The following is a 24,207-nucleotide window of genomic DNA, read 5'->3' as shown; positions in this document are numbered from 1 at the left end:
TCAGTTCGATCTTGCCTGGATTATGCGGCTTTTTCCATGGGGGTGGAGTGAGCCAACTGGGGAACTGAAGTCGTTTGCCGCAAGCAACGTGATTCGCAAAGGTCCGAGCTCATTGAGACGGTCGGTGGGTGAAAACGCACCTTGCACCCCCAACCCGAACGGCTCCCTTCGATTCGGAGCCCGGCTTCTATGAGCCAGCTGGTCTTTGGCTCTACGGCAATGCCCGACTCCTGGGAGCGAAGCTCGTGAAAGTCGAGGCGGCTCACGGCCAACCGCGTCACTCGCCGGGTGAGCTCGACGAGATAGAGCGAACGACGGAATCACTTGTTCTTAGTAGTGGCGTCATCGTCACCGGGATTCACAACCCGGCCCATCAGCGGGTGGCCATCGTGCCGCTTCGCTGGGGATCGCCCAGGGTCCTCGTGTTCTCAGGTGGCTTCCATCATCATCTTGGCAAGGATCTGAAGGATGAGCCATTCCGAGCGGCTCGGCTGTGGCGATACCAGTTCGATCCCCAAGTTGACCTGGTGATCTCGCGGAGAGCCCCGGATCGGCCACCGACATTCGCACGATTCAACCCGACTGTGGATCGCCTCATCGAGCGCATTGTGAACCGCGACTTTCTCGGCTGTCTGTTCGGCAATCCGGAGTTCTAACCACTTGCCCCTCGCTGTGAGGGGCATACCTTCGTTCGGTCTTTGTTCGGTTTGGTGATTGAAATTTGACGCGGATTCTGCGTCCTGGATGGTCGAAGGATGAGAGTCGATGTTTCAGGCAAGCAGTTCGCCTTCCCTCGGCAATGCGCCTGCTGCGGGCGCTTTCCTGGAACCTGGCTGACGATCAGCGGGACTGAGAGAAACCGAAACTCCAAGACTCGGGGCTGGGCATGGGACATCCCATATTGCCATCAGTGCCGCGCCCACGTTCGGGTTGCAGACCGACTCCTCATTGCAGCCTTGTCCCTGGTTGCCCTCTTGGGAGTCGGGTCATTCGTCGCTCTGGGACTTGGGGCGGCTTGGTATCTCAGCCTGGCGGCCTTCTTGCTCGGTTCCGCCCTCGCTGCGATTGGCGTCGTCTGGCTCTTCGCTCGGCTTAAGCGAAGCCAGTTCGGTGGCTGTGTGGCACTGAATCGGAGCGTCCGGTACCTTGGCTCCTCGGGAAGCTGGCACTCGTTCGACATTCGCTCTAGAACATATGTTTCGGCTTTTGTTCGGGCGAATCGGCTCAAGCTCGTCAATGCATCCGCATCGATTCGTTCGATGTTGAGGGAGCAGGAAATGAGCGAGTTTCAGGTTGCGCGTCGCATCACGCGGGGTCCGAAATAGTTCGGAAAACGTTCGGTTGGAGAAACTTCAATTGCGGCTATTCCCCTCGGCGGGCACGCTGAAAATCGCAATGAAAAAACAACTTCGCATCGCACCAGCCATTTGCCACAATCGCGTCGCCGCGTTGATGTTGCACTCAAGTCGATACGGATTTCGTGGAACCTCCCGCTTGGCAAAAGACTGTGGGGTGGCGAAGTCAACAATCTGCCACATCATCCATGGACGGACCAATCCGCTCTATAAGACCGTGGCGCCGATCATCAGGAACCTCGAGTATCAATTGGCGCGCAAGCTAAATGTGCGCGATGTGTTCTCCGAGGATGGGTCCTTTCCGACGAAGCACGTCTGCAAGCTGGCAGGCTGCAAAGGGTGTTTGCCCGATCGACTCCACAACGTGGACGGCAGCATCAAGCCTCAGTGGTCCCACGTTCAGCCGGGCAAGTGGTCTGGTGATGTGGCCGAGTTTATGGAGGGCCAAGGATGAGCCGCCGCGACAGCAACAGCAGCCGCAGTTTATATGTCCGCTCCATGCTCTCTGGCCTCGATTTCAAGACTTTTCAGAGGATCGTTTGGCTCTGGCTCGGAGCAAGTGGCTATCACTGCATTCGAACGCTCAACCGCCCTCGCCGACGCGGCCGAGGCTCCGTGGGTCCGGACTTCCTTGCTCAGATTGGAGAAGACGGCATCGAGGTCGCTGTGCAGATCCGGCACTGGCGATCACCACTTTCAAAACGGGCGGTCGATGAGCTGCGAGGCATTCTGCTTCGCGATCAGATTCCGGCCGGCATGATCATTAGCTCGTCTCAAGTATCTCGGGCGGCTCGTTTGGCAGCTGCCGACTTCTCAGGTCGCCCCATCAGAGTTGTCGGACTTGAGAGTCTGGCCGACTCGATGATCGCCCTCGATCTTGGAACTCCCGCTTTCTTCCGTGCCGTTGGCTCAGTGTCGCTCGGACTTGCGGGGGCGCCGTCAAAGCCACGCCCTCTCAGCCTACCGGCCGAACTCGCTTCTAACCCTGACGGACCACGACCAGACCGGGCGAGCTGGGTGCTGGCCGGAGCATTACTGATTCTGCTGGTTCTCTGGTTTGCGAAAGGATTCCTGGAATGAGCGGTTTCGAGCCGATCGGCGAGATCCTGCCCCAGGCAGACGGGAAGAGGCGTCGCCGCCCAACGCCGGATGATGCGGTCCTTTCTCCTGATGAAGAGCTCGTCCTGGAGCTCGTCCATGTCGGGGTCGGACTCAGAAAAGCCCGAAGCCTGGTCGATCAGTATCCCGCCGAGCGGATTGAGCGTCAGCTGAACTGGCTTCCGCTTCGCGCCGCTCGAAGACCGGCATCGCTGCTTATCTCCGCCATCGAGAACGACTACGATCCTCCGGTGTACGCCAATGAGTAGGCTCGCCAACACGACGCCATTCCCGAACCTGCTCTTGGACCGGGTGATGAAGCTCTTGAGCGACACGGAGTGGAGGGTGCTCTGCGTCATCGTCCGGCAGACCTATGGCTGGCAGAAGCCTGAAGACTGGCTCAGTCACAGCCAACTCAAAAGCCACACGGGCCGGGAGAGCGCCGCCGTCAGCCGCGCCGTGGATACGCTCGTCAAACGCGGGTTGATCGTCGTCCGAGACCGATTCAACCGGCGACTGTATTCGACCGCCGAACGCAGGCGATCTCGGTCGGGTCTTGTCTTTGCGATTCACCCCCTTTTCCTTGAATCGGCACTGTACCGGCGTCGGATCGGTCTTGGAGACTTCACATTGCGAAGTTCACAAAGCGAAAACAACAAAAGCAACTATCACTCAAAGAAAGAAACAAATGACGGCTAATAATCTGACAGGTCGCGAAGACTCGCAAGAACTGCAATTGGAGTTTCACGGGTGCATCGTTTCTTTGCCTAGTGACAAATCCCAGAAACCTGCGAAGCTGACAATTGAGCAATCGGAAGCGCTTGCCGAGTTGCTTTATTCATGTTTCAAGAGATGGTACGGGTTATAGCCTACATCCGGGTCTCAACAGACCGACAAGCAATTGACGGAACTTCGCTGATCACACAAAGAAGGCGTGTGATTGAGTATGTCACGGCCAAGGGATACGACCTCGCCAGGCTCTTTGTCGAAGAAGGGGAATCGGCCAAGACCGAGCATCGTCCTGTACTTCAGGAGATGTTGGCGTTTTGCCAGCGCGAGAAAGGCAGGATCGATGCTCTCATCTTTCCGAAAATCGACCGGTTTGCACGGTACACGGAGGACTATCACCACCTCAAACGCACCTTGAGGGAGTGCGGCGTTCGCATTGAGTCCATTGATGAGAGGTTCGACGATTCGCCTGCTGGTCGGTTCCTTGAAAGCATGTTGGCGGCTACGGCCCAGTTCGACAACGATGTCCGTTCAGAGCGAACCTACAACGGAATGAAGGAGGCGGTAACACAAGGCAGATGGGTCTTTAAAGCCCCGTTCGGATTTCGCAACATACGGTCGCAGGGCAAGGCAACGATGGAGCCCGACCCGGAGAATGTCCCACTTGTTACGGCAATCTTTGAGCGCTTTGCGAGGGGAACTTGGACTGTAGCCGAGATCGGTGAGTGGACCCGTACCCAAGGCGTGTCCATAGGGACGACATCCCTTTACCGGATGATACGCAACAAGGCATATATAGGCATCATCGAGGCATTCGGCATGGAAGTTCGAGGAGAGCCGCCGATGATTCCCATCATTTCGGAGTCCCTGTTCTATGCGGCTCAAAACGGCCTGCGGCGCGTCCAAATGCCGGAGACGATACGCCGAGAGAACCCACACTTTCCTCTCCGGGGAACGGTTCGATGCCTATGTGGCAAGGCGCTCACCGCCGGCTGGTCCCACGGACGATCCGCAAAATACGCCTACTACAGGTGTCGGCGCTGTTCTCAGACAAACTTGCGACGGGAAGCGGTCGAGATCGCGTTTGCCCGCTTCCTTTCAGCGATCCGCGCCGAGTTGCCTCTCGACGAAGCGGCTGTTGCATCTCTCTATAGGCAAGCAGACGCGGATCGCGCACTGCTGGTTGAGCAACGAAAACGATTTGAGCAAGAGTTGGACCGCCTGGGCAGATTGCAGAAGGCCCTCATCCTCAAAACGGTTGAGGGAGTGATACCGGATGAGATGGCAGCACAGCAACTCAGGGAGTTCGAATCAGCCATGCGTGAGCTTCGCGCCAAACTCGCAGAACCTAATGCGTCGAGTGCCGAACCGGCTATCGAAAAGGTCGTGGAGTTCTCTCGTATGTTCCTCAACAAGGTTGATGAGATTTGGCTTTGTGCATCGTTCGAAGTCAAACAACATATACAGCGAGTGCTTTTCCCGGCTGGCGCGACACTGAGCTTCAAAGGCAATGCGCGAACCGCAAAAGGACCTGCATTAACAGGTCTGAGGGACGTTTCTTTTGCAGGCAGTTTCCGTTTGGTGGACCTGAGCGAAGAGAGTGCACACCGCGACGTTACAGACTCTGCGCACGAGTCACGTTCACTCTCGGCGCAGATCGAACTGATGAAAAGGCTGCATCGCGAGTTTGGCTACATGAAAGACTCAATATGAACAGACGGCTCCATCTAAGCGATGGAGCTTGTTTGGATGTTCACTCCGATCTCGGAGGAACGTTGAGGATGTAGTCGGTCGCGCGTTGGGCTTGCCCGGCTGCTGCGACGACGGCCTTTGGATCACCTTGCAAAGCTTCTAACCATCCGTGGATGTAGCTGGCCGCGTTGTCGAGGATCGAGTTGTCGATCCCCACTTCGGCGCAACAGAAAGCCGAGGTCAGCTCGGCTACCAACTCCTCCCGACTATAGTCGCACGATCCGAAGTGGATCGCACCGGTCACTCCGGGCCGGTTGAGCCGGTTCAGATGCCCGGTGGAGTGCCCGAGTTCGTGAAAGAGGGTCGCGTAGTAGGCTTCCGCCGACTCGAAGTCTCGAATCTTGGGAATGCGGACCAAGTCCTCGGGCGGCTGGTAGCATGCGACATTGCCGCCCTCCACAATCTTTGGAGGATTTGGCATTGACATGACGACCTCTTCCGCCTTCTCGATCCTGGCCGTTAACTCCTCGTTCCAGTCGTCCATGAGAACGGGGAGGTTAAGCCCTTCGCATTGCTCTGCGTTGAACACGTGGTAGTAACGCAAGAGCGGGATGCAGCGCCGACGACCGTCTTGGGCGTCTTCCTCGTCGGTTACGTCCAAGTGCTTCCAGAAGACGGCGATGGAAGACCTTTCACCGCGCCGGATTCGACCGCCAAGCTCGTTCGCCTGGCGCAAGGTCATCCAGCGATGATCCCTGAACGGCGCAAGGGAGAGTAGAAGCAGGTTGACGCCGTGGTACGGCCGTTTGCTGACGGCGTTGCACGGCAGCTGATCGCGTCCCCGCCAAGGCTTTCGCCAAGGCACGACGCCTCGTTTCAGGGCTTCGACGATCTGTGCCGTGATCGTCTGATAGGCCGAAGTAGTTGGTTGCGCGAGTTCCCGGTTGGAAGTTACGCGCGACCGTGATTTAGAAAAGTGCTGTGACATCTGGAATCTCCGTGGAATTGCGGGTTGAGTCCGCTGCCTCCACGTTCATCCAAGCGATGCCATCAAGCAACTCTCGTTCGTCCGACCGAACGGTTCGTCCTTACTGTGAGTCTGCTGGCTTGGTGATGTCTTTGATGTTCGACTCATTCATCTTCCAGAGGCCGCCTTCTCGGGTCAGCGTCCACGTGCCTTCAAACTCACCAGTCCGCCATTCCCAGGTGCCCGCCTCGACCTCTTCCGTCGAGTAGAAGTGAACCTTCACCAAGTTCGTCCGTTCGCCGGGTCGAACGTCCACAAGCCGGATGAAGACCGTCTTGCCAAGCCCCTTGGCCCAGCTGTCATATGGGAGTCTGGCTTTTCGTGCCGTGGAATAAAAGTCATACGCGGCTTGCAGGTCTCCGGCGCCGAGCGTCGAGTAGTACTTCGCGACCACCTCCGTCTGCTCGGACGGATAGGTCAGCTCGCGTTCCTCTCGGGTTGAAGATTCGATGGCCTTGAGCATCTGATCCATGCGCAGTGAGAGTTGCGACCATGTGATCGCATAGCCGACGTTCTCAGCCCCTCTCAGAGTCTGAGTGGCCATGCCGACCACTCGCCCGCACTTGTCCACGACCGGGCCGCCCGAGCTACCAGGCGAGATGGCCGCATCGGTCTGAATGTATTGCCGGTCATCGTAGTCGTCGCTGGTCAAAGCAGAAACGATCCCCTTGGAGACCGTGAGGTTCCTGCCGATCGGATGGCCGATCACATAGACGTCGTCGGCCAGGCGTGGCGGTTGATCGGAGACCCGAACGGGGATTGGCTCGGGATCCACAAAGGTCACCGAGAGAAGGGCGATGTCGCGGAGCGAATCGGTTGCCAGCACCGTCGCCGGGAACCGCTTGTTCACGACAAGCTCCGGATTGTGGTCCACAACGTGGTTGTTGGTCATGACGGTTGTCGGAGTCACCCAGAAGCCGGTCCCGTCGACTTCCTTGCCCTGAATCAGGACAACTGATGCAGATGCTGATTCAATATCCTCCATGCCACACGTGCGCTCAGGTTGGCGAGTCGCAGCCCTCCAACGCGATTCGACTTCGAGAAGCAGAGCTGCGGACGAGAGGACGAGCGAAACCGCACAGAGAATGACCATGTGGGAGCGAACCCACTGGTACGAGCGAAGATAGCCGAAGCGGACAACGCGTACTAGAACTGCGTTGCTTCTGAAGTGCCATGCAAGTGCCAGCAAACAAGCCGCGAAGATCACCCAGGACAAAACCGTGCTGGTCAGCCCTATCACGAAGACAGCGACTAAGGCGACAAGCCCGCCAATTGCTCGCCAAGCAGTTCGTCGAAACTCGGAGCCAGTCGGCACAATTCTCATCTCTTCGAGCGTAGCGAAACTCCCGCGAAGAGCAAGTCATGGCTCTTCGCGCTGGGCGGAATCTAACGCTAAGGCAAGTCCACGGGTATCGTCATCACGAGATGGGTGGCCCAGACGACAGCAAGACAAGCCACGGTTCGAACGAGCCTGGTCAAGCTCACGGCACCCGACGCAGTGCTTCCCGAGGCAATTGGGTAGTCGAAATCGAGACGGTCACCGAAGAGCTCAAGAGCGAGTCGCGAGTGGTTGCTTCGACCGGGTTCGTTGTTGTCTGGCGGCGGATCACGTTTGGATCAGGGCTGACCTCGTTCAAGGTTTACGCTGTTGGTCAGATTCTGTTCTTCATCTTCGGTTGGTGGATCGCGCCTGCCTTCCGCCATCCGCTCGCAAACGCGCTGAGTTACTTCGTTCTGTGGTCGGCGTGCGCTCTCTGGCTTATCCGAATATACAACGTGATCCAAAAGTGCGACTCAGACTCGGCTGAGGATCAACGAATCTACCGGTTGAACATGGCTGGCTTCATTCTAAGCATGTTAGCGACTGCATTCCTTCAAGGCTTCATCATTGATCTTGGGAGACAACCTCTCCCTCCGAGATAATGCTGCCTTCAGATCGATCTAGTCTTCCAATCTCGTTCTAATATGTCTCTCATGGTCAAAGTTGGCCCCGCCCCAGGGCGAATGATCCGAGGGAATGGAACGAAAGACGACTGACGCAATGGGAATGAGGAAGGAGGAGTGAGTAACAGAACTCGGAGAATGAGAGTTGAGTTTTGAGGCAGTTCAACCAGGTTCAAAAAACCCGGTCAGCCCTGGCCGCCCCGTTGGCCGGGTCGTTGACCGAGGGATTGGCCGCACCTTGGAGTATCTCGCATCAAAAAAAGGAGCAGGCGGGGCCTGCTCAGTAGTCGTCGGGCAAGAGAACGGTCGTCGAGGATCGGTCGGCTTCGGTGATGATCCAGAACTTCGCTCCTCGTCGGTCGCTGTATGCGGACAGAACCCGGAAGCCGTTCTGAATCGAAACCTCGTTCTCCTGACGATCCTCCTCACAAAGGTCGCCCCAGTCGCCCATCGAGTGCCTCTGGATCGCCTCGAACACATCTGCCGGGTCGATCATCGCTTGCGCCCTCGGCGTGATCAAGAGCGCTCCTAGTTCAATGTGCAAGTTTTCACCTCGTACGGGGGCTCGAGACTTGCCCCAGCCCCCGGACAGGGCGAAACGAACTTGAGGGAATCATCGCAATTTACGCCCGAGGGTCAAATTGCGGCACCTGGCGTCGAACGATCAGCGAGGGCTCCGGCTGCCCTTAGGTAAGGTTAATCGTGATGGCTGAACACCCTGGCCATAGTGGCGAAAACGACTGGGATGAGGTCGGCCAGTTTGATCTGCCGTCGGGTCAGCGAGTCGTTATCGAAACACGCTCCGAGAACGAAGCAGAGCCTGATGTGGCCGCCATGCTACGTTCCCAGTCGCGTCAAGTGATGAGAGAGAGACTCCTCTTCTGCGTGAATCTCTCTGCTTCGGTCACGTACCTTTCCCTTTGCTTGGTTGCTTTGCACCGGATCTTCTCTGAAACACACTCGGTGGGCTTCAAGCTTGGTTGCGGCATTGGTATTCCGCTCTTTGTTTGGGCTGCCGCGATCTGCTGGTTCGGCACATCTGCTCTGGTTACGAACGCCGATGACGGCGGAGAGTCCATCGTTATACTGGTCAGGGCAGCTGGAGTCCTTGCGATGATTCCCGCGCTCTTGTTCGCTAAGGGAATCGTTTGGGGGTCGTAAAGGCACCTCTGGGAGTGTAGCACCGGACCGACCGGAGTAAGGCAAACTTCTCTTCGCGCTCAGCGCGATCCTCGCGGTGCCTCGGCGTGTGTATCCGTGTCTTGTGATTGCGAGGCACTGCAAGATCGTTTCGAATCAGAAATCGTAGTCAAACGCAGCGATGTTACTTGCACTCAACTTGCGCTCAACCTGTCTCTCCAACCGAACATATTCGGTATTGTTGCCATTGAGAGCTGACCAAATCTCTTTTAGCTGGACGTGCGCGTATTCCTCGAAGAGTCGGTCCAGAGCCGATGCCAACGTAAAGTTCCAGAATGCTGCTAAGAGGTCTTGAACCTCCGATCCGCGAGTGCGGAGCAGAAATCCAAGCTCGAGATGTGCGTACGCAAGAAAACTCCTTGCCTCTCCAATGTGTTCCTCGGAAGTAAGTCTGCGAGCTCGTTGCCGAACTTCCAGGATTTCCTGACGCATCGCGTCTTCGCACCAGCTGCTTGACACCTTCGTGTCCGGATGTATTGAGTATCCCTCCGTTACGAGGAGCGTCTGGAGTCGAACCATGTCACGCATCACGATCGCTCGTTCGATTCTCCAGTGAGCCTGTTTAAGAATACTCCGCACTGTGTCGCTCGTATCTACGGCTATTGGTTCAAGTTCTATCGCAGCGTGAAAGAGCGAAAGAGCCACTTCTGACTCCGCAATAATACGGCGCTCCATCAGCGACTCATCCAAACTGACATCCTGTTGAGCAGCATTTGCATGAGCCGTCTTTGAAGTTGGTTTCACGACGAAGCGCTGAGAAGTAGCCTTAGCGAGCAGGTCTTCGTTAACCTGTGGCCACGAGAGTATAAGTTCTAGCGACGGCCTAGAGGTTGTTTTGCGGACCAAGCGTGCCGCAAATGATGCCAGTTCCTTTAGGGTCAAGAACCAAACGTATCTCGTCTCGTGCCCATTTTCTGGCGTATTCGCAATAAATTGTCCGATTTCGGTGACATCTTCAAAGAGTTCAGCGTCTGCTCGGTTCCCTCGGCGTTCAAGCCGGCCTTGACGCGCCCGGAGCCGTGACCTCGCCAGCGAAGTTAGAATCGCGATCTCGAGGTTTGTGACGTCTAGCCCGTCCCCCATCTTTGAATGGGCCATTCCTCTTGCAAGTTCGAGAAGCGTATTTGCAGCCGAAGGCTGGTGGGCGTCAAGACCTCGCCGTGCCGCTCGTACCAACTCTCGGACCGCTTCTTCTAGTGCGCGGTCGAGCGGTGGATCAGAGAGAAGAGAGAGTGCCGACGAACTTCCAGCGACATAGAAAGCTTCCACCGCCCTGTCGCGTTCCGCCGTGGCTGACGAAACGGATTCACGGTTACCTATGGCGGGTGGGGTGTAGGCATTTCGAGCTTCAGCCAGCAGGGCACGGTCTATTCCAAGCGCTGCGGAAACCGCATCAATCAGCCGATCGCTTGGCGGACGGTCATAGACGCCGTTCTCAAGTTTCGAAAATGTCCCCCGTGAGAACCCGGTCGCTTCCGCCAACTTGGCGAGGGTCCATCGACGCGCCCTCCTAGCGTCTCGGACCAGCTTTCCGAACTCAAGTTTGGACTCCATGGCCAATTCTACCCAGTCAGAGGCGAAGTTTACGCATCTGTTTCTGCAAGTTGCGGAAACATTTTCCGCAACTTATGCGTCATACTGATGCGTGGCTCCTCGGAGCCCATCAATACAAGAAGAGCCGGGCCCCCATATTTGGCGATCTGGGTTGACCCGGCGGGACGAGAGCATGAGCATGAATGAGCAATGCCCCCGCTGCCGAAGGGTAGACGAAAGTCTACTAATTGTCAATAAGAACAAGTGCCGATGGTGCGATGACGCCCTGGACCTAGTGGACGCCTCCGACTACATCGGGCTAGCAGATCCAGAGTCAGTTGCTAGGTTCTTCGAGTCTCGCCACATCAGTGTGACGGGTGGAAGGCGGAACGATGCTTAGTCGAGCTCCGTCTCCCACGATACCTCCGCACTGGATTGGCATCGTCAAAGGTTGGCCGGATCTTTGCCGATCACTGGGTGAAGCCTTCGTTACCCTCCCTCCTCACGTGCTCGCCACGCATGGGCTTATCATCGGTGCAACCGGCAGCGGCAAGACCAATCTGCTTCATCACCTTATTGCTGGGGACCTGATGCGGGGGCAATCAATTGTAGTGCTCGACGCTCGTGGTGACCTAGCCCTGGCGACGGTCGAGTTGGCGGCGCGGGCTGGCGTTGATCCTAAAGATTTGAGGTTCTTTAACCTTCGTGAAAAGGATCAACCGCTGGGATTCAATCCTCTCGCAGGCAACGGCGAACCTTACTACCGGGCGCTCGGGCTGATCGACGCAGTCGCTGCAGAGTCCGAGTCCTGGGGTGTACAACTCGCCGAGACATTCCGAAACGCCGCCCTCCTGCTCGCTGAAACTGGATCCCCCATCACAAAGCTTGACGGGCTGTTTCACAATCGTGCCGCTCGGCGAGAGTTGATCGCACGAGCGACTTCTGAGCCTCTCCGCGCTTTCTGGAGTCGATACGACTCGCTTTCTGCCGACAAGCAGTCTGTACTGGCCTCACCGGTGCTCAACAAAGTGAGCGCCCTTCTGTCAACGGTTGGACTTCGGCGGATGTACGGCCATCCTGCGCCCGTTGATCTTGCCGAGCACCTGGGAACGGCAGGAAGCGTGACCCTGGTCTCGCTCGCTGTCGACGAACTTCACTCAGCGGGATGGATGACGGGCTCGATCATGCTCAGTTCAATTTGCCGCGAAGTCTTTTCTCAGGCAACTGTCGCGGAGAGCCAGCGAAACCCGATTCGGCTGTACGTTGACGAGTTCGAGAACTTCGCAATGCGAGACTTCGAATCGATCCTTGCCGAGGGTCGGAGATTCGGTTTCTCGATCGTGTTGGCGCATCAGACCTTGGCCCAGCTTACGCCAAAGCTCCGTTCGGTGATCTTGGGGAACGTGGGTGTGAAGGTCGTGTTCCGCACGGGCTACCAGGACGCTGAGGTTTTGAATCGTGATCTCGCCGGCATCAAAGGCGCATTTGATCTTGCCTCTCTTCCCGTAGGCGAAGCGGTGCTCTGGCGTCGTGGCGAGTTTCCCTTCCAGATTGAAATCAATGCTCCACTCATTGACGATGTTGGAAGCGTCAGCCAATCCGCTCGCGAGTTCTTGGCACGACTCGCTGAACTGACTCCTGCGTTCTTCGAGATTGTCGAAGAAACCCAGTCCGTTGAGGCTCCGGACCAAGCTCAGGTCGAAGAGCAGCCGACTTCACGGAAGCGGCAAAAGGACCTGGAAACACAGCCAGGGCACTTGGAGGATTGGCTGTCATGAGAGTGACAAATCGCGACCTCAGAGTCCTTCGCGACTTGGCGCTAAGCCAAGTGATGTTCAGGGACCAGTTCCGCGAGCTCGGCTACTTCAACTCGATTACTCGTGTGAACACTCGCTTGAGGGAGTTGAGGCGGCTTGACCTCGTCCGTCGGTTGGAGAGTCCGTTTTTCGGTCAGAGCCTATACATGGCAACCAAGCGAGCGGCTGAGGTCGTAGATGCGCGAATCTCGTCGCTCATAGAGGGCCGTACTTCCTCGCCTCGCTTTGTGCAGCATGCTCTGTCGGTCACAAACGTTCGGATCGCTTTGCAGCGCAAGTCGAGCGCAGCTTGGAGATTCGAGCAACAGCTCTGGCGAAAGATCCAGGGCTCCAAGGAACACGAACTCCGACCAGACGGACTCCTAATGGCAAGCTTGCCCATCTTTGTCGAGGTCGACATGGGCCACGCTTCGGCGACCCGCTTCAAAGAAAAGCTGACAGCCTATCAGGCCCTTGCCCGTTCTGGCCAGTGCCAGTCGCTGTACGGATTCAGTCAGTTTCGCGTCCTGGTGGTCACAACCGGCCCCTTGCGCTCTCGTCATCTTCGTCGCCTTCAGCCCTCCGACGCAGGGTTTGAGCTTCTTGTTCAAACCTTCGACGAGGTTGGTGCGACCCCGATCACACCTTGGAGTTAAACAACATGCTTCCCCAAAGAACCGACCAACAACCTCTCGTCACTGTCCCGAACTCGCTCCGACAACAGCTGGAGCGAGCCCAGAGTCTCCTGAATCAGAGCGAGGAAGCCGAGTCCGACGGCGACCGCTCGCTCGCTGTCGTCAAGGCAAGAGAAGCGATGCAGGTCGTCCAGAGGATCGCTCAGCAATCCCCCGAGATAGGGGCGCTCATCATCCTTGGCGACATGGGCTACCGTGGATTCGAAGTTGAGACGATGGAGAGTGTTGATCGCCATCAGCTCGTTCAGAAGACCTTCCTTGGCTTTCCGATGGGCCAGGAAGTTGTCAACGTCCCGACGATCACACGACGCTACATCCGCGCGAGGTTGCTCTGATGCAAGGAGCCGCAAAGACCTGATAGCGGCGAGGTGGGCAGTCGATGAGACTCAATCGCCCAGATGATTGGCATGGTGAGAAGCTGGCGTTTCGGATTCCCGAAGCGGCAGCAGTTCTGAGCATCAGTGAGTCGAAATTGAAGCGCCTACTTCGTTCGAAGCGGCTCGGGCACATCAAGGACGAGGGCACGACAATGATCACGCGGCGTCAAATCGAAGCGTACTTGCGGGAAAGAGAGCTTGAGCAAGGTTGGACTGGAAGTTAATGCCGCGATGCTTTACGCTCGGCTGCCTTCACAACCCGCTCAAGTTCCTTCCTCAGGATGTCCAAGCCACCGCTCAGAAAGCGAGTGTAGTTGCGGACATTCACGGTCAACCCTTTGTGTTCCGAGTTGTTCCGGTTGACGCTGTGCCCCATGTGTTCGAGCCTCGTCGAGAGGCTGACTTTTGGGCAGAATTTCTCGATCCAGGAATTGTGCGAGAGGCGACAGTCGCGAAGTTCAAGCTCGTCTGGCAACCCGGACTCTTTGAGGATGCGCTTCCATGTCGAATAGACAACTTTCTTCATCTTCGGCTTGTCAGCGGAGTCGGCATGAAAGAGGTAGCCGTCACTGTCACCGACCACTGGCTTCAATAGATCAGCCAGTGTGGGGCACAGGGCAACCAGCCTCGTCTTGTCGCCCTTCGGGAGCCCGACTTCCTGGCGACCGGTCGGTCCAAGTTTGACCGCACGATCAATGACAATCACTCCTTGAGCAAAGTCGACCTGCTCGGCAGTGAGCGCCATTTGCTCGCTTAGCCTAAGACCCGCAAGGAAGTACAAACCAAGAAAGGCGCGATCGGCGGGAGCCTCCAACTTCCGGATGGCCTTCATCGCGTTTTCAGGTGTCACCACAATTGCTTCGCGGGCTTCAGGAGTCTCAAGCTTCACCTTTGAGAAGGCGTTCCGGAGGTTGGGGAACTTCTCGTAGGTGTCGATCGCGTCGTTCATCACCTTGACCAGCACCGCCTGAACGTCCTTCATTGTCGCCTTGCTCTTGCCAGCTTCCTTCATCGCTCGGAAGAACGCACGGGCGCGATCTACATCAATGAGCTGCACGGGAAGTGAGCCAAGTTCAGAGCGGCGCACGTTCGAGTTGTAGCGGCTGACTTTGGCCGCGATTGTCTGGAGCTTCATTCCGTCTTCGCTCCAGCGACCCGCATAGCCCCTCTCTGAAGTCCCGGCGAGATCGTCGAACCACGCATTGAGCGTCAGCGCCTTCTTGGTGTTCGACTCCTCAATCTTCTGGCCGGTGTGAACACGAGCCTTAAGTTCCTTTAGGAACCTGGCTGCTTCGGCCTGGGTCGGGAAAGTACGATCCACCGTCGTCAGGTCGTTGGACATCGGATCGTCGTATGACCACTGGACCCGCCACTTGCCAGCGAGTTTGCCGCTGAGTCGCTTGCGGATGGAGCCTTCGCCCGAAATAGCTTTGGCCATGGTTCCTACAGTCTACCTCTGGTTTAGGAACCAATCTTAGGAACCATTTAGGTTCATTTGAATCTGGTGGAGATGATGGGATTCGAACCCACGACCTCTGCAGTGCGATGCTCGCAAATAGCGCAAGTTTGGACAAAACACGCCATTTTTGAACCTAAATGACCTCTGCAGTTGCGGTTTGCAGAGGTCGCGTTCTTCAGCCGCTGAGGGCTCCGTTAGAGGGACTCAATGTCCCACTGCAATTTCGCCATAATATGTTGTTGTGCCTTTGGGCCGCGCTTTAATCCTCATATGGTTGCTCCTGCTAGGTCAAGCTCATGCTTGCTCGGGCGCTTGGGTGCTGCCCGACGGTAGGGAGTGCCCCACGTGTCCGCGCGGACCATGCTTAGACGGCAAATCGGAGAATCAGTCAGAGCGAACGATCTCGGTCAGTGGATCACTAGATTGCCATGAATGTTGCTCTCTGACTTCTTGCACGGATTCGAAAGAGAAACAAGCGGCAGTCCCGTCTCAGCAGTTCCAACTCGTTTTCGCAATCCTTCCGGAAGCGATTTGCTTGTCGGTCGTTCGGTACATCGTCTGCAAGGTCGTTTTTGCGCACATTGAGCTGGGCTTTCCCAATGCGCCGCCCTCATCCACTTCTTCACGCGCTCCGCCTTTCCAACTGAGCTAGTTGTTCGCTCCGCGTTGCGCGGAGCCATGACCGTAACCTCAGTTGGAGATTTCTTGAGAACCCTACCCATATTCTGTCTCGCTGGCCTCGCCATTTCAGCGCATGCCCAGCAGATCGGGCTTGACGACGTTCTTCGTTCAGCCCGAGCTAATCGTCCCGTGCTTCAAGCGGCCAGTCTGCGACTGAGTCAAGCCAAGTTGACCAGCCGCGCCCTAGGAGCCTTTCCTGTCACGCGTCTCCTCGTCGGATACACGACTGATCCCGAAACAGGGGGGTCTGATGATGACCTCGTCTTGTCTCAACCGATCGATTTGTTTGGCCGAACAAACGCCTACCGTCGATCGGGCCGCGCTCTAGTCGCGGAAGCTGAAGCCAGCTTTCGTCAAGTGTCGCTCGACGTTCAGACGGAGGTGCTAGAGGCGTATCTGTCCGCCGTCGCCGCTGCAGAGTTGGCAAAGAGCGCAAAGGCCGTTCAGGCCGTTTACGAGCAGCTATACGAAGCGACGCGGCTTCGAGTCGAAGGTGGAATTGCGCCTGGATTCCACCTCACGCAAGTCGGCCTCGACCTTGAGCAAGCAAAGCTTCGCGCCGAGCAGCGTCAGTCCGAACAGAATGCAGCGCTTCGCAAGCTTGAGTCTGTTACCGGACTGTCTGAATTGCGCGAGTTTCAAGGTGCCTTTCCAGAGCTAGTGCCCGTTGCAACCGACGCAGAAGCCCTGAAGCGGCAGCGCCCTGAATTGTTGCTACTTGAGGCCCAAACCCAGTTAGCTGAGGCCGAAATTGCCATCTCACGAGCGAGCGGCAGGCCCGAACTGGAGCTTCAAGGCAGGAGAACGCCCTGGCAAGAGCGAGACGATCGGTATGGACTCCGACTTCAGCTGTCAATCCCGCTCTTCGATCACGGCCGAGTCGCTGCTGAAACGAGAGCTGCTGGAATCAAGGCCGAAGCCGCCCGCAAGGCGTTTACTGACGCATCCAAGTTGGCCGAGGGCGAAGTAAAGGCGGCGCAGATTGAAGTTGCGTCCGCGAGAGACCAAGTAGGCAAATACGAGGCACTAGTGGCACGCGCCAAGGAACTGGTGAATCGCCTTCGCCCCGGTCTCACGGAACAAGCGACAACCCTGATCGAAGTCCTGGACGCGACCCGAGTGCTCCGAGATCTTGAGCAAGCCTACGTCGAAGCACGAACTCGCCTTGCCGAAGCACAGGCAAGACTTGTCCGAGCTTCCGGCCAAATTCTGGAGGTGAACCCATGAAACGAATCCACTTGATTTGGATACTTGCCGGTCTCGCTGTTGCATTGGGCGGGTGTGCGAAGGACGGAGGAGCGACGGCTGCGAAGGATGAGCATGGCCACGAAGAAACTGGACACATCGAGGGCGAATCAGGGGCAACGAAGGAGGAAGCAGGTCACTCCGAAGACATCCAGTTAACTGCTGAGGCTATCAAGATCGCGGGAATTGAGACCCAGCCGGTCGAACAGAGGCTGCTTCAGCAAGAACTCAAGGTTCCGGGAACGGTGACCACTTCCTCACAGGGACGTGCGATCGTTACTCCGCCTGTTGGCGGGCAAGTTGTTCGACTCCATGTCAAAGCGGGTGACCGAGTTCGAGCTGGGCAACCCATCGCGACATTGCGATCAGGAGAACTGGCGCAAGCTTCAGCGCTGATCATCGAAGCCCAGCGAGGAGTCGTTACTGCCCAGGCCGCGGTAAAGGAAGCAGCCGCCGAGATCAATTTGGCAAACGCAAAACTGCGCACTGCCAAGCAGCAATTGGCTCGGCAACAAGCCTTCGCCAAAACCGGTGCATTTAGCCAGCCCGCTCTCCAGGCCGCCCAAAAGGACCTGGCCGACGCGGAAGCGGAGTTGGAGCGAGGTAAGCAGGACCAGACCGTCCACGAAGCGCAGTTGGAACGTGCGGAGCGGCTTTATAAGCAAGAGCTCATCTCCCGTACCGAGCTGGAGCAAGCAAGGCTGGAGGTAGCCACAGACAAGATACGGCAGCGAAACGCGGAGAGACGGACCGAACTCGCTAAAGCGACGTATGAGCGAGAGCGAAAGATCGCCGAGCAAGGTCTATCGAATTCGCGGGAAATCCAAGCCGCAGAAGCAGAGGTGCGTTCCGCAAACCTCGAAGTCCAGCAAGCGCACATTCGCTTGGTGTCCGCCAACTCGGCCGTTGTCGCGGCCATGAAAGGCGTTGAAGCAGCCCGCGCCGGGTACTCAGCCCTCGCGGGATCGGGGAGCGCATCGGGCGGTTCCGTGGTCGTTAAGGCTCCCATAAGTGGCGTAGTCGTCGACCTTGAAGCCACGATGGGGCAAGCCGTTGAAAGGTCGACAGAGCTAGGAGAGATTGAGAACCTGGCAACTGTTTGGGTGGTGGCGCAAGTCTCCGACAAGCAGATCGGAGCGGCCAGAGCCGGCACAGTCGCCCAAGTCAGCGTCAGCGCTTATCCTGGCAGGATCTTCAGTGGGGTTGTCCAGTCGGTAGGCAGCCGCCTCGACCCGAAGACGAGATCCATGCCCGTCCAGATACTCGTTGACAACTCCGGCTCGCAGTTACGCAGCGGAATGTCTGCAACGGTCCGGTTGGGAGTCGGCGCAAGCACACAGGCCGTCGTCGTTCCACGCTCCGCGATCATCGAAGATGGCGACAAGCGAAAGCTGTACATCGCCGAAGATGGTGGGAAGTTCGAGGAGCGGACTGTCACGCTGGGGCGTGTTCAAGGAGAGTTTGTGGAAGTTCTGGAAGGCGTCGCCATCGGCGATCGAGTAGTCAGCAAGGGCGCCTTCGTGCTCAAAAGCGAGAAGGTGAAGGGTGAACTCAAGGGGCATGAAGACTAATGGATCACAAAGCAAAAACTCAATGTGGCTGCGCGTCCCCGTGCGGCCCCGCACAATTCGTGGCCATCAACTACATTAGTGTTCGGAACGACTACGCACTTCGATTTGAAGAGCTTTTCGCGACGCGCGCCCATGCGATCGACCGAGTTCCAGGGTTTGTGGAGATGTTTGTTCTCCGCCCGGATCGAGAGGGCGAAGCCTATCTTATCATCAGCCAATGGGAGGACGAGAGTGGCTTCCGAGCGTGGGTCGGTTCTTCTGAGTTTGCGGAAGGCCATCAGCGAGGTTTCGACGATATAAAGGCGGCTAAAGCTGCCGGGCAAGAACCGCCCATGACGTCCAGCTTCCAGACATACAGGATTGTGGCAAGATGAGACGAGTCATACGTGTACTTCGCTGGCTCATGCTGGCTCCTCTATTGAGCGCTGAGTGCGGATGCAAACCGACCTCGCCCGAAGGGGAAGCGACTCGTGACTTGCCGGAGGTTTCAAGCCATGTTGGATAGACTCCTCCATTTCAGCCTGACTCAGCGACTCCTGGTTTTTGCCGGAACCATCGGACTTGTCCTTTGGGGAATTCTCTCATGGACCAAGCTCAATCTCGACGCGGTCCCTGACATCACCACGAATCAGGTGCAGATCAACACGCAAACCGGGGGCATGGGACCCGAGGAAGTGGAGCGGCTGGTGACGTTTCCCATCGAAACGGCGATGGCCGGCCTTCCCGGCGTGATGAACACCAGGTCGCTCAGCCAATACGGTCTGTCCCAAGTCACGGTGACATTCCACGACAACGTGGACATCTTCTTCGCGCGTCAGCTTGTGAACGAACGGTTGAGCAGAGTTGGCGCTGAGTTACCGGCGAATATTGATGCGCCACAAATGGGGCCGGTTTCCACCGGGCTCGGCGACATCTACATGTTCTCGGTCGAAAGCGACAAGCGCTCGATCACCGACCTGAGGACGATCATGGATTGGCAGATCGCGCCCCAGCTTCGCTCGGTCGCCGGAGTCGCCGAAGTCAACGTTGCTGACGGCAACGTCAAGCAATATCAAGTGGTCGCCGACATGGCTCGGCTGCAAGCGCGCGGACTCGGCATCCACGACCTGATCGAAGCCCTGCAGAACAACAACCAGAACGCGGGAGGAGGAGTTCTCGACTCTGGAGGGGAGAGAACGCTCATCCGCTCGGTGGGCATGGCTTCCACACCAGAGGAAATCGAAACCATTCCCGTTTCGAGCGAAGACGGCACTCCGGTGCTCGTGCGCGACGTGGCCGAAGTCACGACAGGGACACCGGTCCTGACCGGCCTGAGCACGAAGGACGGCCACGAAGCCCTCCTTGCCATCGCGATGATGCTCAAGGGGGCCAATGGGCGAACGGTCGCCCAGGCAGTGGACGCCAAAATCGAGGAGATCAAGGCGCAGCTTCCCGAGGATGTCAAGCTGACGACGGTTTACAACCGCTCCCAATTGGTTGACAAGACCGTAGGCACGGTTGAGAAGAGCCTGTTGGAAGGCGGCATCCTTGTCGTCGTCATCCTCCTTCTCCTGCTCGGAAACTGGCGCGGCGCAGTAATCGTCGCTTTGGCAATCCCATTGTCGATGCTCTTTGCCATCGGCATGATGAACCAGTGGGGCATCTCTGGGAACCTCATGAGCCTCGGTGCGATCGACTTTGGTTTGATCGTCGACGGCGCGGTCGTCATGATCGAGAATGCCGTCCGCAGGGTTGCGGAAGCCCGCGAGCATGCCGGTAAGACGCTAAACCGTCATGATGTGCGGCACGTGGTCTGGGAGTCCTCGAAGGAAGTGGCCAAGCCAACGGCCTTCGCGGTTTCCATTATCACGGTCGTTTATTTGCCGATCTTGGCGCTGGAAGGAACCGAAGGCAAGATGTTCAAGCCGATGGCCTTTACGGTCGTGTTCGCGCTACTTGGCGCGTTGATCTTAACCCTTACATTGGTTCCGGCTTTGGCCAGCCTGTTCTTGTCAGGCGACACGCGCGAGGGCAAGAACCCGATCATGGGATTCTTCAGCCGTATGTACAAACCCGCATTGACCTTCGCGCTGCGCGCAAAGGCAATCGTTGTCGCGGGGGCTCTCGTTCTGCTGGGGCTAGCGGGCTGGGTCTTCACTACGCTGGGCGCTGAGTTCATTCCAACCTTGGATGAAGGCGACCTCGTTGTGCAGCCGATTCGTATCCGGACCGTCAACGCAGAGGAAACCATCCGGCTGGTAACCGCAGCCGAGAAGAAGGTGCTGGAAGTTCCGGAGGTGATCACGATGTTCTCGCGGAGCGGCACGCCTGAAGTCGCTACCGATCCAATGCCGCTTAGCCTTACCGACAGCTTCATCATGCTCAAAGAGAGGGATCAGTGGCGTGCGGGAATGACTAAGGAAAAGATCCGCGAGGAAATCGAAGAAAAGCTCAACGAAGTCCCAGGCCAAGGCTACAACTTCTCGCAGCCCATCGAAATGCGCTTCTCCGAATTGGTTTCCGGGGTCAAGGCCGACATCGGAATCAAGGTGTTTGGAGAAGACCTGGAGGTGCTCCGTCAGAAGGCTGAAGAGATTCGGGCGGTTGTTGCAGAAATCCCGGGCGCAGCGGACGTCGAAGTCGAGCAGGTTGAGCCCATCCCCGTTCTCCAAATCGACATCGACCGCGAAGCCATAGGGCGGTTCGGAGTTTCGATTAGCGAAGTCCAAGAGTTAATCAGCTCAGCCTTAGGAGGCGAAGAGATTGGGCAGATTCGTGAAGGGGACAAGCGGTATGAGCTGATCGTTCGTTTGCCTGCCGAAGTACGAAACGACGCTGATGCCATCGCGAGTTTGCCCGTGAAGCTAGCCAACGGCGAATCGGTCCCTCTATCGAGTCTGGCGCATATCGACAATCAACCTGCACCCGCCCAAATCAGCCGGGAATCGGGCAAGCGGCGCGTCGTCGTTCAGCTCAACGTCCGTGGAACCGACCTTGCTGGCTTCGTCGCGAATGCCCAGAAGGCCATTGACGAGAAGGTAAAGCTCGACGAAGGCTATTACATTACGTGGGGCGGTCAGTTCGAGAACCTGCAGCAAGCAAGCGCACGATTGATGATTGTGGTGCCTCTGGCGCTTGCCTTGATCTTCACCCTACTCTTCATGACTTTCGGCTCGATCAAGCAGGCGTTGCTGATCTTCACCGGCGTTCCACTGGCGGTGACGGGCGGTGTTCTTGCCCTATGGATCAGAGGGTTGCCCTTCAGCATCTCGGCCGGCGTAGGCTTCATAGCCTTGTCCGGAGTTGCGGTCCTGAATGGTGTTGTGATGGTCTCTGCGATCAACCGATTGCGACAAGAAGGCAAGCTCTTGGTTAAGGACGCCGTTAGCGAAGGTGCCCAGCAGCGTCTTCGTCCGGTGCTGATGACCGCTCTCGTTGCCGCCCTGGGGTTCATTCCCATGGCACTGAACACAGGCATAGGAGCAGAAGTCCAAAGGCCCTTGGCAACGGTAGTCATTGGCGGAATCGCTTCTGCCACGTTGCTAACCCTTCTCGTCCTTCCGGTTCTTTACACATGGTTCGAGCGTGACAACGAGCTTCCGGAGGAGCTATGAAGACGGTCTTCCGGATCGGAAAGATGGATTGCCCTACGGAGGAAGGCATCATTCGGAACCGTTTGAAAGGGATGAACGGGATCGAGCGGCTGGAATTCGACTTGATGAGCCGCAAGCTGACGGTGATCCACGGACATCCCGACGAAAGCACCATCCAGCAAGCCCTTGAATCGGTAGGAATGGATCCAAAGCTCGTAAGTGAAGACGAGCCCGAATCGGCGGGGCACGGACCGGCTGTTCCGATTCTCGATCGATGGCTCATGGGAGCTTCTGGAGTCCTCGCGGTGGCCGCCGAAGTCATCGCGTGGACTATGGGCACAGAACGGTCATGGCCGGTGATTGCTCTAGCACTTGGTTCGATTGCGCTGGGCGGCAAGGAGACGATTCGAAAGGGGATCGTCTCCCTGCGGACCCTCACGCTCAACATAAATTTCTTGATGACGATTGCGATCATCGGGGCGGCCTTCATCGGGCAGTGGCCCGAAGCCGCTATGGTCACCTTCCTCTTTGGGGTCGCTGAAATGATTGAAGCATTCTCGCTCGATCGAGCGCGTCACGCGATTCGCTCACTCATGGAATTATCCCCCGAGCGTGCACTTGCATTGGTCGGAAACGAATGGGTCGAAATCGAAGCTTCCAGCGTCGCTCTCGGGCAACTCGTGAGAGTTCGGCCAGGAGAACGCATCGCGCTAGATGGCCTCGTAAAGAAAGGTTCCTCCAGTGTAAACCAAGCCCCTATTACCGGAGAAAGTATTCCGGTGGCCAAAGCGGCGGGAGATCAGGTCTTCGCCGGAACGATCAACGAGAAGGGCAGCTTTGATTTTGAAGTAACGGCGAACACTGAGCAAACGACGTTGGCGCGAATCATTCGGGTCGTGCAGCAGGCGCAAAGTCAGAAGGCGCCGACGCAGCGCTTTGTCGACAAGTTCGCCAGATACTACACGCCGCTCGTCGTCGTATTGGCAATCCTCATTACGGTCGTGCCACCCTTGCTTTTGGCCCAACCTTACTCGGATTGGCTATACAAAGCATTGGTGCTCTTGGTGATCGCGTGCCCATGTGCGCTGGTCATCTCGACTCCGGTCACTGTCGTCAGCGCTTTGGCCTCAGCTGCAAGACGAGGAATTTTGGTTAAGGGTGGCGTTTACATCGAGGAGGGTCGGAGGCTCTCGCAGATTGCTCTTGACAAAACCGGCACCTTGACGCACGGCTTGCCGAAGGTGACGGATGTCGTTTCGTTTGATTCCATAGAAGAGGCTGAACTGCTTCGCTTAGCGGCTAGCTTGGATGCCCCCTCTGAACATCCCGTGGCTACCGCCATTGTCGCTGCGTACGGAAGCCAGAGAGCTTCGGTCGAAGAGTTCGAGTCCATAACGGGGCGGGGGGTGAAGGGAGTCGTTGATGGGCAGCAATATTTCCTCGGAAACCACCGGCTTGCCCACGAGGAGGACTACTGCCGGGCAGAGGTCGAGGCGGTTCTCGAACGGCTTGAAGAGCAGGGCAAGACGGTCGTCATTCTCGGCAACACTGATCGGGCGCTCGGAGTCATTGCCGTAGCTGACACCGTCCGCGAAACGAGCATCCAAGCAGTTAAGGAGCTGCACGACCTTGGAGTGAGAACGCTCATGCTCACGGGTGACAATGCTCGCACCGCAAGGGCCATTGCTGCCCAAGTTGGCATTGACGACGCTCGCGGAGACCTACTTCCCGAAGACAAGCTAGAGATCATCACCGAGCTAACCGCTGACAAAGGACACGTCGGCATGGTGGGTGACGGCATCAACGACGCCCCCGCACTAGCCCAGGCAGACGTCGGCTTCGCGATGGGCGCAGCCGGAACGGACACAGCGATAGAGACTGCCGACGTCGCGCTCATGCAGGATGACTTGCGCAAAATCCCGGAGTTCATCCGTCTGAGTCGAAAGGCGTCCACTGTCCTGAAGCAAAACATCGCATTCGCGATTGGCGTAAAGGTGGCCTTCTTCGTGCTCGCCTTCTTTGGCATCGCTACCTTGTGGATGGCCGTTTTCGCCGATATGGGGGCGAGCTTGCTTGTCGTTGGGAACGGGTTAAGGCTTCTGCGTCCAGCCCTCCCCTCGCAGTTTAGGAACCAATTGTAGGAACCATTTCAAGTTCATTTGAACTTGGTGGAGATGATGGGATTCGAACCCACGACCTCTGCAGTGCGATGGCCCGATCAACTCCAAAGCTC

The 24,207-nt window shown here is 57.2% G+C and carries 21 protein-coding genes; 16 read left to right on the top strand and 5 right to left on the bottom strand.

The window, feature by feature from the left end; translation table 11 throughout:
- Positions 1–128: 128 nt before the first annotated feature.
- The 6 genes from KF733_03015 (at position 129) to KF733_02990 (ending at position 4,895) form a co-directional block, all read left to right on the top strand.
- A complete protein-coding gene (locus KF733_03015) occupies positions 129–656 on the top strand; it encodes a hypothetical protein (protein QYK56454.1) in 528 nt (175 codons plus the stop codon).
- Positions 657–1,341: 685 nt separating this feature from the next.
- Complete coding sequence (locus KF733_03010; protein ID QYK56453.1) at positions 1,342–1,809, top strand: hypothetical protein; 468 nt, start codon at positions 1,342–1,344, stop codon at positions 1,807–1,809.
- Complete coding sequence (locus KF733_03005) at positions 1,806–2,435, top strand: restriction endonuclease (protein ID QYK56452.1); 630 nt, start codon at positions 1,806–1,808, stop codon at positions 2,433–2,435. The genes KF733_03010 and KF733_03005 overlap by 4 nt, the downstream gene beginning before the upstream one ends.
- Positions 2,432–2,722 (top strand): hypothetical protein, encoded by a 291-nt coding sequence (locus tag KF733_03000; protein ID QYK56451.1) that lies wholly within the window; start codon positions 2,432–2,434, stop codon positions 2,720–2,722. The genes KF733_03005 and KF733_03000 overlap by 4 nt, the downstream gene beginning before the upstream one ends.
- Positions 2,715–3,152, top strand: coding sequence for a replication protein (locus tag KF733_02995; protein QYK56450.1), 438 nt, complete (start codon positions 2,715–2,717; stop codon positions 3,150–3,152). The genes KF733_03000 and KF733_02995 overlap by 8 nt, the downstream gene beginning before the upstream one ends.
- Positions 3,153–3,293: 141 nt before the next feature.
- Entirely contained in the window at positions 3,294–4,895 is a 1,602-nt protein-coding gene (locus KF733_02990) for a recombinase family protein (protein QYK56449.1), read from the top strand.
- Between the two features lie 40 nt (positions 4,896–4,935).
- Here the strand turns inward: KF733_02990 and KF733_02985 are convergent, their stop codons facing one another.
- From KF733_02985 to KF733_02975, 3 genes are all read right to left on the bottom strand, one after another.
- Positions 4,936–5,862: a DUF1738 domain-containing protein gene (locus KF733_02985; protein ID QYK56448.1), complete on the bottom strand. Its 927-nt coding sequence runs from the start codon at positions 5,860–5,862 to the stop codon at positions 4,936–4,938.
- A 100-nt stretch (positions 5,863–5,962) separates the two neighbouring features.
- On the bottom strand, positions 5,963–6,994 hold the full coding sequence (locus KF733_02980; GenBank protein QYK56447.1) for a trypsin-like peptidase domain-containing protein: 1,032 nt from the start codon (positions 6,992–6,994) through the stop codon (positions 5,963–5,965).
- 1,131 nt (positions 6,995–8,125) lie between these two features.
- Entirely contained in the window at positions 8,126–8,389 is a 264-nt protein-coding gene (locus KF733_02975; protein ID QYK56446.1) for a hypothetical protein, read from the bottom strand.
- A gap of 161 nt (positions 8,390–8,550) precedes the next feature.
- On the opposite strand from KF733_02975, the gene KF733_02970 reads away from it, so the two are divergent.
- Positions 8,551–9,006 (top strand): hypothetical protein, encoded by a 456-nt coding sequence (locus KF733_02970; protein QYK56445.1) that lies wholly within the window; start codon positions 8,551–8,553, stop codon positions 9,004–9,006.
- Positions 9,007–9,141: 135 nt separating this feature from the next.
- Here the strand turns inward: KF733_02970 and KF733_02965 are convergent, their stop codons facing one another.
- Positions 9,142–10,599, bottom strand: a complete 1,458-nt coding sequence (locus tag KF733_02965; GenBank protein QYK56444.1) for a helix-turn-helix domain-containing protein — start codon at positions 10,597–10,599, stop codon at positions 9,142–9,144.
- A gap of 485 nt (positions 10,600–11,084) precedes the next feature.
- On the opposite strand from KF733_02965, the gene KF733_02960 reads away from it, so the two are divergent.
- The 4 genes from KF733_02960 to KF733_02945 are packed head-to-tail and all read left to right on the top strand — an operon-like array spanning position 11,085 to position 13,670.
- Entirely contained in the window at positions 11,085–12,356 is a 1,272-nt protein-coding gene (locus KF733_02960; GenBank protein ID QYK56443.1) for a DUF853 family protein, read from the top strand.
- Positions 12,353–13,030, top strand: a complete 678-nt coding sequence (locus KF733_02955) for a replication-relaxation family protein (protein ID QYK56442.1) — start codon at positions 12,353–12,355, stop codon at positions 13,028–13,030. Before KF733_02960 ends, KF733_02955 begins: the two co-directional genes overlap by 4 nt.
- A gap of 5 nt (positions 13,031–13,035) precedes the next feature.
- Positions 13,036–13,404, top strand: coding sequence for a hypothetical protein (locus tag KF733_02950; GenBank protein ID QYK56441.1), 369 nt, complete (start codon positions 13,036–13,038; stop codon positions 13,402–13,404).
- A gap of 44 nt (positions 13,405–13,448) precedes the next feature.
- Entirely contained in the window at positions 13,449–13,670 is a 222-nt protein-coding gene (locus tag KF733_02945) for a helix-turn-helix domain-containing protein (protein ID QYK56440.1), read from the top strand.
- On the opposite strand, the gene KF733_02940 is transcribed toward KF733_02945, so the two are convergent.
- Positions 13,667–14,884: a tyrosine-type recombinase/integrase gene (locus KF733_02940; GenBank protein ID QYK56439.1), complete on the bottom strand. Its 1,218-nt coding sequence runs from the start codon at positions 14,882–14,884 to the stop codon at positions 13,667–13,669. The two genes, KF733_02945 and KF733_02940, sit on opposite strands and share 4 nt — an antisense overlap.
- Positions 14,885–15,715: 831 nt before the next feature.
- On the opposite strand from KF733_02940, the gene KF733_02935 reads away from it, so the two are divergent.
- The 5 genes from KF733_02935 to cadA all read left to right on the top strand — a co-directional run bounded on the left by KF733_02935 (position 15,716) and on the right by cadA (position 24,115).
- Positions 15,716–16,813 (top strand): TolC family protein, encoded by a 1,098-nt coding sequence (locus KF733_02935; protein ID QYK56438.1) that lies wholly within the window; start codon positions 15,716–15,718, stop codon positions 16,811–16,813.
- Positions 16,810–18,402 carry an efflux RND transporter periplasmic adaptor subunit gene (locus KF733_02930; GenBank protein ID QYK56437.1) on the top strand — a complete coding sequence of 531 codons (1,593 nt, stop codon included), beginning with the start codon at positions 16,810–16,812 and terminating at the stop codon, positions 18,400–18,402. Before KF733_02935 ends, KF733_02930 begins: the two co-directional genes overlap by 4 nt.
- A 59-nt stretch (positions 18,403–18,461) precedes the next feature.
- The gene (locus KF733_02925; GenBank protein ID QYK56436.1) at positions 18,462–18,776 is read left to right on the top strand and encodes an antibiotic biosynthesis monooxygenase; all 315 of its coding nucleotides are present in this window, start codon (positions 18,462–18,464) and stop codon (positions 18,774–18,776) included.
- Positions 18,777–18,896: 120 nt separating this feature from the next.
- A complete protein-coding gene (locus tag KF733_02920) occupies positions 18,897–21,995 on the top strand; it encodes an efflux RND transporter permease subunit (protein QYK56435.1) in 3,099 nt (1,032 codons plus the stop codon).
- On the top strand, positions 21,992–24,115 hold the full coding sequence (gene cadA, locus KF733_02915; protein QYK56434.1) for a cadmium-translocating P-type ATPase: 2,124 nt from the start codon (positions 21,992–21,994) through the stop codon (positions 24,113–24,115). Before KF733_02920 ends, cadA begins: the two co-directional genes overlap by 4 nt.
- Positions 24,116–24,207 lie beyond the last annotated feature (92 nt).

The organism is Fimbriimonadaceae bacterium (assembly GCA_019454125.1).
In the GTDB taxonomy this organism is placed as follows: Bacteria; Armatimonadota; Fimbriimonadia; order Fimbriimonadales; family Fimbriimonadaceae; genus JALHNM01.
The sequence above is the reverse complement of the archived record's forward strand: the minus strand, read 5'-3'. Positions and strand labels throughout refer to the sequence as shown.

What these genes read in the sequence shown, in the direction of transcription:
- KF733_03005 (QYK56452.1), top strand. Translation starts at nt 1,806, where the DNA reads ATGAGCCGCCGCGACAGCAACAGCAGCCGCAGTTTATATGTCCGCTCC.
- KF733_03000 (QYK56451.1), top strand. Translation starts at nt 2,432, where the DNA reads ATGAGCGGTTTCGAGCCGATCGGCGAGATCCTGCCCCAGGCAGACGGG.
- KF733_02995 (QYK56450.1), top strand. Translation starts at nt 2,715, where the DNA reads ATGAGTAGGCTCGCCAACACGACGCCATTCCCGAACCTGCTCTTGGAC.
- KF733_02990 (QYK56449.1), top strand. Translation starts at nt 3,294, where the DNA reads ATGTTTCAAGAGATGGTACGGGTTATAGCCTACATCCGGGTCTCAACA.
- KF733_02985 (QYK56448.1), bottom strand. Translation starts at nt 5,862, where the DNA reads ATGTCACAGCACTTTTCTAAATCACGGTCGCGCGTAACTTCCAACCGG.
- KF733_02980 (QYK56447.1), bottom strand. Translation starts at nt 6,994, where the DNA reads ATGGTCATTCTCTGTGCGGTTTCGCTCGTCCTCTCGTCCGCAGCTCTG.
- KF733_02970 (QYK56445.1), top strand. Translation starts at nt 8,551, where the DNA reads ATGGCTGAACACCCTGGCCATAGTGGCGAAAACGACTGGGATGAGGTC.
- KF733_02965 (QYK56444.1), bottom strand. Translation starts at nt 10,599, where the DNA reads ATGGAGTCCAAACTTGAGTTCGGAAAGCTGGTCCGAGACGCTAGGAGG.
- KF733_02955 (QYK56442.1), top strand. Translation starts at nt 12,353, where the DNA reads ATGAGAGTGACAAATCGCGACCTCAGAGTCCTTCGCGACTTGGCGCTA.
- KF733_02950 (QYK56441.1), top strand. Translation starts at nt 13,036, where the DNA reads ATGCTTCCCCAAAGAACCGACCAACAACCTCTCGTCACTGTCCCGAAC.
- KF733_02945 (QYK56440.1), top strand. Translation starts at nt 13,449, where the DNA reads ATGAGACTCAATCGCCCAGATGATTGGCATGGTGAGAAGCTGGCGTTT.
- KF733_02940 (QYK56439.1), bottom strand. Translation starts at nt 14,884, where the DNA reads ATGGCCAAAGCTATTTCGGGCGAAGGCTCCATCCGCAAGCGACTCAGC.
- KF733_02930 (QYK56437.1), top strand. Translation starts at nt 16,810, where the DNA reads ATGAAACGAATCCACTTGATTTGGATACTTGCCGGTCTCGCTGTTGCA.
- KF733_02920 (QYK56435.1), top strand. Translation starts at nt 18,897, where the DNA reads ATGTTGGATAGACTCCTCCATTTCAGCCTGACTCAGCGACTCCTGGTT.
- cadA (QYK56434.1), top strand. Translation starts at nt 21,992, where the DNA reads ATGAAGACGGTCTTCCGGATCGGAAAGATGGATTGCCCTACGGAGGAA.